This window comes from Agromyces sp. P1_H4 (assembly GCF_056405255.1).
In genome coordinates this window covers 1-9,781 of record NZ_JBFUCL010000124.1, presented here as the reverse complement: position 1 = coordinate 9,781, position 9,781 = coordinate 1, and the positions used below count along the sequence as shown (strand labels likewise).

Here is a 9,781-nt window from a genome sequence, read left to right as displayed (position 1 = left end):
CGGCAGTGCGACGGATGCCGCGGCCGAGCCGATCAGCGCGACGGCGACGATCGCCGACGCGCCGAGGACACGGCGGGCGTCGGCGAGCGCCGCCTCCACGGGTCGGCCGCTCGTGATGGCGCGGCGGTTGGCGATCGCGACGCGCACGAGCCAGGCCACGGCCGTGATGAGGAAGATGAGGCCCGTCTCGACGGCGAGGGCCGCGTGCACCACGCCCATGGCGATCCCGGTGAGGAGCAGGACCGCCGGCGGGATGACGGCCGCTGCCGGCCTCCGGCTGCGCAGCGCGATGGTCACGGCGCAGGTCGAGGCCACGAGGCCCAGCAGGAACGGCGGGACGAGCAGCGCCTGGTAGGAGCCGACGGGCACGGCGATCGTGACGAGCTGCTTCCACGAGAGCGCCGCGCCGGCGACGAGCTCGATGAGGCCCTGCGGGCTCGGGATCACTCCCCCGATGGCGCGGCTCGGCACGGCGACGGGCACGCCCAGGAGCACGTAGGCGCCGAACAGGACGATCACGACCGCCCAGGCGGGCCAGTGGAAGGTCGCGCCGGCGATCCCGATGGCCGACCCGGCGACGATCGCGACACCGGCCGCGATGAGGAATGCCGGGCTCTCGTAGACCGGCCACCAGGGGATCATCGCCGCCGTGAGCATGGCGACCACGAGCGCGACGCTGATCGCGGTCGACCAGAATCGCCGCGTCGGCACCGGCCGACGTGCGGTGCTCATGTGACCGACGCCGATCTCGCGAGCATCGACCGGAGGTCCTCGAGGTAGCCGATGCCGAACACCGTCAGGCCGGCCACGGTGCGAGCGGTGGCCTCGCCTTCGGGCGAGCACTGCACGGCCACCGCCTCCACACCCCCGGGCAGGCGGGAGGCGGCCGAGCGGAGGGGCGCGACGCCGCGGGCCGTGCCGCTCACGAGGAACGCGAGCGAGAGCCCGGGCAGTCCTTCGGCCGCGGCCCGGGCGACGTCGGGCAGCAGCACGGCCTGCTCATCGGGCTCGACCACGCAGAGCGCGTCGAGCAGCCGGTCGCGCGAGACGGTCGGGAGTTCACGCATGCCGCTGATGCGCGACGCGATGYCGTCGTGGTTCCGGCCGGACACCACGAACGACACCGTCCGCGCGTCGCGGATGGCGCGAGCGCCGACGGAGGCCGCGGCGCTCACGGCGAGTTCGAACTCCGCGTCGTCCACGTAGGCGCCGGGCTCGAGGTCGAGCAGGACCATCAGCCGGCTCCTGCGCGTCTCCTCGAACTGGCGCACCATGAACGTGCCGGTCTTCGCCGAGCTCTTCCAATGGATGAATCGGCGGTCGTCGCCCGGGACGTACTCGCGCAATGCGTGGAAGGCGATGTCGCTCGCCGTGAGGTCGCGCGTCGGCGAGCCCTCGAGATCGCGGATGAAGCCCGAGCTGAGGGCAGCGATGGCGATGGTGCGCGGGTGCACGTGCAGGTCGACCGTCTGCGACCAGACGATCTCGCGCCGCATCAGCCCCACCGGATCGGCTCGCACGGTTCGGGCGGGTCCGATCGGGACGATGCCCCGCCGGTCCGTGGGAATCCGGAACTGCTCGTCGAACGCCCCGCCCTTCGGCAGGCCGGGCAGGACCCGCTCGAGCACCTTGCCGCCGACGGGCAGCTCCAGCTGCACGCCGCCGAACCGCCGTCGTCCGGGGTTCGCCGCCACGAGCCGGGCCTCGGCGAGCTCGCCCACGACCACTCGCGGTGTCGGCAGGGTCAGCTCGATCGTCGAGGCGCCGCGACCGATCAGCCAGACGGATGCCGCGGCGACGAGGAGGGCGAGGCCCCAGCCGATGGCGATGAACTCGGCCCAGCCCCAGGCGTAGCCGACGGCGAGCGCAGCCACGCTGCCGGCGATGGTCGCCCAGCCGACCGGCGTGACGACGCCCTGCACGGCTCGCGCCCAGCCCGCGACGACCCCCGCCGCGGCGAGGACGCCGACGACGACGCGACCGATGAYGACCGCGAGCAGGCCCTCTGTCTTGGCCTCCTCGGGGATCGTCGTGCGGGTCTGGGTGAAACTCACACGGCCTGCCTGCTGGAGGGAGGCGGCGTCTCGATGAGCACCTGGGCGATCATGTTCGAAGTCGTCACGCCGTCGAACTCGGCCTCGGGGTCGAGGATCAGGCGGTGYGCGAGCACGGGCTCGGCGAGCGCCTTGACGTCGTCGGGCACGACGTAGTGTCGTCCGCGCCCGGCGGCGTGGGTCTTGGCAGCGCGGATGAGCGCGAGCGCGCCGCGGACGCTGACTCCGAGACGCACCTCGCGGGCCGTGCGGGTGGCGTCGACGAGCCGGGAGACGTAGTCGTGGATGGTGGGGTCGACGTACACCGTGCGCGCGAGGGCGGCCATGTCGACGATCTCGGCGGCGTCCAGCTGCGACGGCACCCGCTGGTCGTGCGCCCGCTGGTCGGCCCCCTCGAGGATGCGAATGGTGGATGCGTGGTCGGGGTAACCGATGGACGACCGCATGAGGAACCGGTCGAGCTGCGCCTCGGGCAGCCGGTAGGTGCCCGCCTGTTCCACGGGGTTCTGGGTCGCGATGACCATGAACGGATGCCCCACCGGATGCGTCCGGCCATCGACGGTGACCTGGCCCTCCTCCATCACCTCGAGCAGCGCAGACTGCGTCTTGGGGCTGGCACGGTTGATCTCATCGGCGAGCACGATGTTCGCGAAGATCGGACCGGGGTGGAACTCGAACACGCCGCTGCGCTGGTCGTAGACGGTGACGCCGGTGATGTCGCCCGGGAGCAGGTCGGGCGTGAACTGCACCCGGTTGCTGGTGCCCGCGACCGACTGGGCCATGGCGCGAGCGAGCGAGGTCTTGCCGGTGCCGGGCACGTCGTCGAGCAGCAGGTGGCCCTCGCTGAGGAGCGCCGTGAACGCGAGGCGCACGACCCGGTTCTTGCCGAGCAGCACCTCCTCGACCGCACCGACCAGTCGGTCGAGGTTCGCGGCGAAGCGCGTCGCCTCCTCGGGGGTCATCGTCATCGTTGCTCCTCGCTCATCGGTTCCAGTACCTGGCGGTCACACCCGCGACCTCAACATCCAACCAGACCCGGTCGGCCTCGTTCGCGTCGGGCACCTGGCAGGTGTTCGCCGACTGCGCGTTCCGCGAGTTGCGGCCGTCCTCGGTGCCGCAGCTGAAAGCGGCGGGCAGGCCGGAGTTGTCGGGGGCGGCCGCCCATGACCACGTCTTGGACGCCGCATCCCACACCCGGCTCGACAAGGCGAACGTCAGCGACGGGCTCGCGCTGGACGGCATGATCGCCGACCACGGCCCGCAGCTGCCCCAGAGCGAGCACGAACGCACCTGGAAGCGGGCGGACTCGCCGAACGGCCGGTTGAGGAGCGCGCGGAGCCAGCCCGACCCGCGGAAGTCCGTCGGCTGTCCGAGCTGCGCGCCGTTGCCGTCGACCGCGACGATCTGGAGGCGAGGCGCACCGGCGTCGACGCTCGAGATGTAGCGGTCCCACGTCTCCTCGTTCATCCACGACATGTCGCTCTGCACGCTGTTGACGGCACCCGGTGCCGGGCGCACGACGATGCCGGCGACCTCGGTGTTCACGCAGGCGGCACGGTTGAATCCCCAGACGACGAACGAGTACCGCGTCGACTCGGTCACGGTGCCGGAGAACTGCACGCTCGAGGCATCCGACCCGACCTGGACGACCTCGGCGACGGAGCCGCCGCTGGCAGGAGCGAGGACCTGGCCGGGCGCGGGYGAGGTGACCGAGCAGGCCTGCGGACCGGAGGGCACGCCCGTCTGCCCGTCGGCGAGCCGCTGCACGAAGTAGCCGCCGATCGCGTCGCCGTTCCCCTCGAACGGCGACCACGAGACCGTGACGGTGCCCGCGGCCGCGTCGCCGACCACGGAGATGCCGCCTGCGATCGGCGACCCGAACGGCGTGCCGGTGCCCCCGGCCTCGGTCCAGGCCGCGAGTGCGGGGTACGCCTGGTTGCGGGCGCTGACGGTGAACGGGACCTGCGTGCCGTTCGCGATGCCCTGGGACTCGGTGGTGCACAGCGTGGGCGTGCAGGCGGCGCCCGCGTCGACCTCGCTCGAGACGCCGGCGACGTTCACGACGTACGAGCCGACCTGGCTGCCGCCGCCCGAGTCGACCGGCGACCACTCGATCCGGAGGCGCCCGTCGAGCGGAAGCGCGCGAAGGTCCGCCGGCGGCGGCGGGATGACGTCGGACCAGATGGGACCCGGCGCCTCGACCGCATCGGAGAGGCCGATGTCGTTGCGGGCCTGGATGCGGACGCGCACGGCGTTGCCCTGTCCGTTCCCCGACGTCGGCACGGTGCAGGTCGTCGCCGCGCAGGAGGAGGTGTCGAGCACCTCCCCCCCGACGGCGTCGACCAGGGAGATCTCGTAGCCGGTGATCGGCGAGTTGTTGAAGCCGCCCGCCCCGAAGGCGACGTCGAGGGTGCGGTCGCCGAATCCGGTCACCTGCGGCTGGGTCACCGGATCCGGCCGGTCCTGCACGGAGATCGTGACGGAGCCCCAGGCGTACCTGCTGGGATCCTCGGTCGCGTCGGCCACCTGGTACTGCAGGGTCGTGTTGATGGGTTCGGCGCGCTGGTCGACGTCGACGGTGAGCGTCGACCGGTCGGCGCTCGGGACGACGCGCACGCCGGCGGGCAGGTCGTCGCCGATCCCGGTCACCCGAACGACGCGCAAGGGCGTGCCCGGGAAGGGGTTCGTGCCCCGGTCGTTCGCGAGGACGTCGATGGTGGTCGTGCGGCCGCGGGCCGTGACGGCGTAGTCGGGGGCGGGTTGGGCGAGGGGGCGAGTCGAGGGCACCACGCGCAGTTCGATACGGCCGGCCGTGCCCTCGTGCGCTTCGTCGCGCACGGCGATGGAGACGGTGGGCCTGCCCTCGGTCCGGCTCGCCTCGGCGGCCGAGATGGTGAGCTCCTGCCCGTCGAGCGACAGCGAGAACCCGTCGGGCCGCGGCTCGAGGATGCGGAAGGCCAGCTCGTCCTGGTGCTCGGGGTAGGGGTAGGTGGTGAGCTTCACGAGGTCGATGGTCTTCGACTGGCCGGGTTCGAAGTCGATCACCCCGCCGACGAACGTGGGCGGCTGGTCCTCGGTGGGCTGCACGTCGATGGGGATGACGATCGTGCCCGTGCGGCCGGCGGGATCCGTGCCGGATTCGCCATCGGTCACGGTCATCGACAGCGATGCCGGGCCGAAGTAGCCCGTCTCGCTGCGGAACCGCACCGTGTCCTCGTCGACGACGAGGTCGGTGCCGTCGCTGTGCGAGGCGCGCACGCTGGCCTCGTCGGCGATGCGCACCGGACGGCCCGACGCGGCGATGACGTAGTCGTCGAGGTCGAGGACGACCTCCGCGCCGCTTCGCACCTCCACGTCGGGCGCGTCCCGGCGCAACTGCGGCAGCGCGTCGTCGCGGCCCGGCACCCAGATGAACGCGTACGAGACGACGCTCGGATCCTCGCGGTGGCTCACGGAGAACGGGATGATCTGGCGACGGTCCTCGACGGTCACGCGGATGCTGCCGTCGCGACGCACCTGTGCACCCGAGTCGTAGCCCGATACGAGCCCGACGGTCAGGTCGGCGGCATCGCCGTCGGCGAGGAACACGTTGCGAAGCACCTCGACGTCGACGACGTCCTCGTCGAGGATGTCGCTCAGGCTCAGCACGGTGTCGGATGCCTCGGGGCGTGCGAGCGGAGCATCGTCGTCGGCGATGACTCGCAGGAAGGCGGACGCGGTACCCAGCCGCTCGTTCTCGATCGTGTACCAGAAGGCCGTCTCGCCGTCGACGTCGGGCACCTCGACCCGCACCGTGTCGCCGTCGATCTCGCCCGTCGCCCCCTCGGTGTTCGGCTCGAGCTTCGTGATCTCGAGCGAGCCCCCGTCGGGATCGGAGTCGTTGTCGAGCACGCGCACCGAGATGGTGCGCCCGGGGCGCACGGTGACCTCGTCCGCCACCGCGATCGGCAGCCGGGCGCCGTCGAACTTGGGGGCGATGCCGACCCGGATGGAGCCGATGGCGCGCTCCCCGAGGGCGTCGACCACGGAGTACTGGAAGGTGTCGGTTCCCGGGGAGTAGTCGCCGGCCTGGTATTCGAGCCAGTCCGCGCCGCGTGCGATGACGGCGCCGCGCTCGGGGTTCGACTCCTGGCCGAGYAGTTGCACGGAGTCGCCGTCGGGGTCGGTACCGCCGAGGGGGATGGGGATGCGGACCTTCTCGCCCGCGATCACGCGCGCGGTGATCGACGGCGGCACGGGCGCGGAGTTGGTCTCGGGGTCCGCGTCGCGGACCGAGATGCTCACGGTGGCGGTCGCGGTCTGCCCGTCGGACGCCACGATGCGGTACATCGCCTGGAACTCGCCCGCCTCCTCTGGCGCGTAGTACCGCAGCCGGTCGCCCGCCGCGAACAGGAACCCGCCGGCGGGCTTCGCTTCGAGGTCGGGGGCGAGCGTGAACGGCATCGCATCGGGATGCTCGTCGTTGTCGAGGACGCGGATGTCGATGACGTCGCCCGTGCGCGCAGCGATGGTGTCGGGCGCGGCGACCGGGGGCTGGGCGCGGGTCGGAGGCGGCACCTCGACGAGCGTCACCTGGCCGTCGGCTTCGGCGAGCCCGTTGCTCACCCGGTATCCGACGGTCGTGGACCCGGTCGCCAGCGGCCGGTCGAGGGTGATGCGCAGGATCCGATGGTCGACGACCTCGACGCGCACCCCCTCGTCGCCGGCATCGTCGGTGATGCCCGTGACGATGAGCACGCCGCCCGTCGGATCGATGTCGGTCGCGAGCACGTCGACGTCGACCGGCTGATTGACGCGCAGGAACGCCGTGTGCGGCACGGTGATGGGCGTCGTGTCGCGGTCGGGCGGCGCCGAGACGTCGACCCGGACCAGCCCCGTGGCCGTCTGCGTGCCGTCGGTCACCGAGTACTCGAGGTAGTGGGTGCGCACGTCGGCGCTCGTGAAGCGGAAGCTGCCCCCGTCGAAGTCGGGCACGACCTGCACGTCGGGCTTGGCCGGCACCGCGCTCAGTCGGTAGGTCCCCGATCCGCCCCGCACGTGCCGGAGCGGATCGATCTTGATCTCCTCGCCGGCCGTGGCGAGCTCCACGAACGGCTCGGCGATGAGCGGGACGTCGCCTGGTGCGCGCACCGAGACCGTGAGGACGCCGCTGCCGGTGTCGCGGCCGTCGGAGACCGCGAGCCCAACGGTGCGGGCGGCTCCGGCGCCGCCGGCCTCGTCGAAGACGACGATGCCCTCCGCGGTCGACGACAGGCGATCGGGCGCGTCCACCGCGGCGGACTCGAGGAAGAACGGGTCGCCGTCGGGGTCGATCCAGTCGCCCAGCACCGCGGTGGTMACGCGGCCGCCGGCCTCGACCGAGGCGTGGTTCTCGCGCTGCTGCTTCGGCGGCGAGTTCTCCTCGGGGTCGCGCACCGTCACGGCCACCACCGCGTGCGCCGTTCCGCCACGGCCGTCGCCGACGGTGTAGCCGAAGGACATGCTGCCGGATGCCGCCGGATCGAGCGTCAGCTGCAGCTGCTGGTTGTTCGACACCGGGTCGAGGCGTGCACCGGGCGGCATCTCGCCGTCGACGGCGTCGACGACGAGGACGTCGCCGTTCGCGTCGTAGTCGTTCAGGAGCACGGGCAGCAGCGTGGAGCGGCCGGGACGGGCGCCGAGCTCGTCGTCGACGGCGATCGGCGGAACCTGCGTCTTCTCGACGGTCGGCTCGGTCTCGGGATCGTTCTGCTCGATCGTCTCCTCGTCGTGCTGGGTCTCGAGGAGCTCGTCCCAGTTGTCGATGAGCGCGTAGCCGTCGGCGGCGGTCCAGGTCCGTCCGGACTTGCGATCGTTCAGGACGAGCGTGGTGCCGTTCACGGCGAAGGCCAGCGCGCTGCCCGGGGCGGCACCGTCGAGCCGGGTGAGGTCGCCGGGATCGTCCGGCGCGCACGAGCGCCAGGCATCTCGGCCCCAGGCCGCGTGGAGGCAACCGTCGTGCATGACCGGCGCGGCGGGCGCACCGTTCACGCCCTCACGGACGACCCGGGGCTCGCCGCCGTCGAGGCCGACGCTGATGACGCCGCCCCGGAACGCGATGGCGACCGAATCGCCGGTGAGCGCCGGAACCTGGAGCACCGGGTCGTCGGTGGCGCCGAGCACCCCCGAGAGGTCGACCTCGTGCCCGTCGAGGAGGAGGCGCCGCGAATCGGCGTCGAGCACGACCCACCGCTCGCCGATGGACGTGATCTGCACCTCGGGATCGCCGTCGAGCGGGCGCGCCTGCCAACGCTCGGCGACCGTCTCCTCATCGGCGGCGTCGACGCGCGCGACGTCACCCGTCGAGGGCGTGTAGGCGAACAGCACCCCCGCGGGGTCGACCGAGGTCACGGCGCCCGCTCCGAACGTCAGGGAGGGTTCGGCGTCGCTGTCGAAGTCCGCGAACCCGGCGGCCGGCACGGACCACACCGCACCGCCCGACGCGACGACGACCCGGTCGCCGGCGAGCGCGAGGGTCGTCTCGTCGGGGGGCACCGCGACGGACTTCGTGATCTTCGACGTGGTGGGGTCGACGATGCCGACGCTCGCGCGGTCCTGGTCGAGGACGAGCACCGTCGCGCCCTGCTGGAGGATGTCGGACGTGGACCCACCGGTCTCGACGACCGAGTTGAGCTCCAGGATGGCGGTGTTGGCCCGGCCGACCGACTGCTCCTCGTCGTTCACGACCCAGACCGAGGCGTCGCCGAGGTCCATCCGCTGCGCCGCGTACCCGCCCGAGGCCACGGCGACGACGGCCACCACGGCGACGACGGCGGTGACCGCCCCGATCGTGGCGAGCGCCGACCGGTGGCGTCCGAGCTGCGGGACCCGCATCATCCGACGCCCTCCTCGACGTCGACGCAGCGCTCCGCGCTCGGCGCACCGGACTTGCCGTCGCGGGTGACGGTGACGGTGGCGCACACGCGGTCGCCGTCTGCCACGGTCACCACGTAGCTCGCGTCCCGCTGCATGGGGGACGCGACGCCGTCGACGGCGACCACGTACGCGTCACCGCCCTCGATGCCGGGGTCGTCCCAGGTGAAGGTCACCGTGGTGCCCGCGGCGGTGCCGTGCACGTCGGTGACGACGGGGATGCCGCGTGCCCCCTGCACCGCGGCGAAGACGCCGGCGCCGACGAGCACGACGATGAGCGCCGCGGCGATCGAGATTCCCCAGACGACCCGCTTCGTGGTCGGCGGTGCGGTGCGTGCGCGGCCGGTCGTGTCGTCGTGCGACCGGGTGTCCGTCCTCAGGATGGGGCCCGGGCCGCGCGGGGCCGAGCGGCGAGTGCGGCGACGGGAGCCCTTCGCGTCGGCGACGGCGTGCTGCCCGCCGATGCGGGTGCGCTCGTCGAGGTCGACGGCCGTGGCGAGCGCCCAGTCGTCCATGGCGACCTCCAGCGGCGTCTGCAGCAGCCCGAGCTCCTCCTCGACCGCCTGCAGGTCCCTGATGAACTCGAGCGCGCTGGCCTGGCGGTCCTGCGGCCGCTTCGACATCGCCCGTGCGAGCACGCGTTCGAGGCTGCGCGGCACGTCGACGCGACCCGTCGGCGCGGGCTTGGCCTTCTCGATGCGCCCCATGAGGGCGGCGGTGCCGTTGTCGCCGCCCGGCACCTCGAACGGGCTCCGACCGGCGATGAGCGAGTAGACGGTCGCGCCGAGCGACCAGACCTCGCTCGCGACGGTGCCCGACACGTCGTCGTGCAGCAC

Annotated in this window: 4 protein-coding genes and 1 pseudogene; all 5 read right to left on the bottom strand. The window is 72.6% G+C overall.

The features are described 5' to 3' along the window. Window positions 1-732, bottom strand: a pseudogene (locus tag AC1DY2_RS09555) (hypothetical protein); the annotation flags it as partial. After that, window positions 729-2,054 carry a DUF58 domain-containing protein gene (locus tag AC1DY2_RS09550; RefSeq protein ID WP_476762203.1) on the bottom strand — a complete coding sequence of 442 codons (1,326 nt, stop codon included), beginning with the start codon at window positions 2,052-2,054 and terminating at the stop codon, window positions 729-731. The gene AC1DY2_RS09550 and the pseudogene AC1DY2_RS09555, both read right to left, overlap by 4 nt. Next, complete coding sequence (locus tag AC1DY2_RS09545) at window positions 2,051-3,022, bottom strand: AAA family ATPase (protein ID WP_309972956.1); 972 nt, start codon at window positions 3,020-3,022, stop codon at window positions 2,051-2,053. The genes AC1DY2_RS09550 and AC1DY2_RS09545 overlap by 4 nt, the downstream gene beginning before the upstream one ends. Before the next feature lie 13 nt (window positions 3,023-3,035). Next, the gene (locus tag AC1DY2_RS09540; protein ID WP_476762202.1) at window positions 3,036-8,909 is read right to left on the bottom strand and encodes an Ig-like domain-containing protein; all 5,874 of its coding nucleotides are present in this window, start codon (window positions 8,907-8,909) and stop codon (window positions 3,036-3,038) included. Further along, the coding region (locus AC1DY2_RS09535; protein ID WP_476762201.1) for a serine/threonine-protein kinase at window positions 8,906-9,781 on the bottom strand (876 nt) is incomplete at its 5' end. The genes AC1DY2_RS09535 and AC1DY2_RS09540, both read right to left, overlap by 4 nt.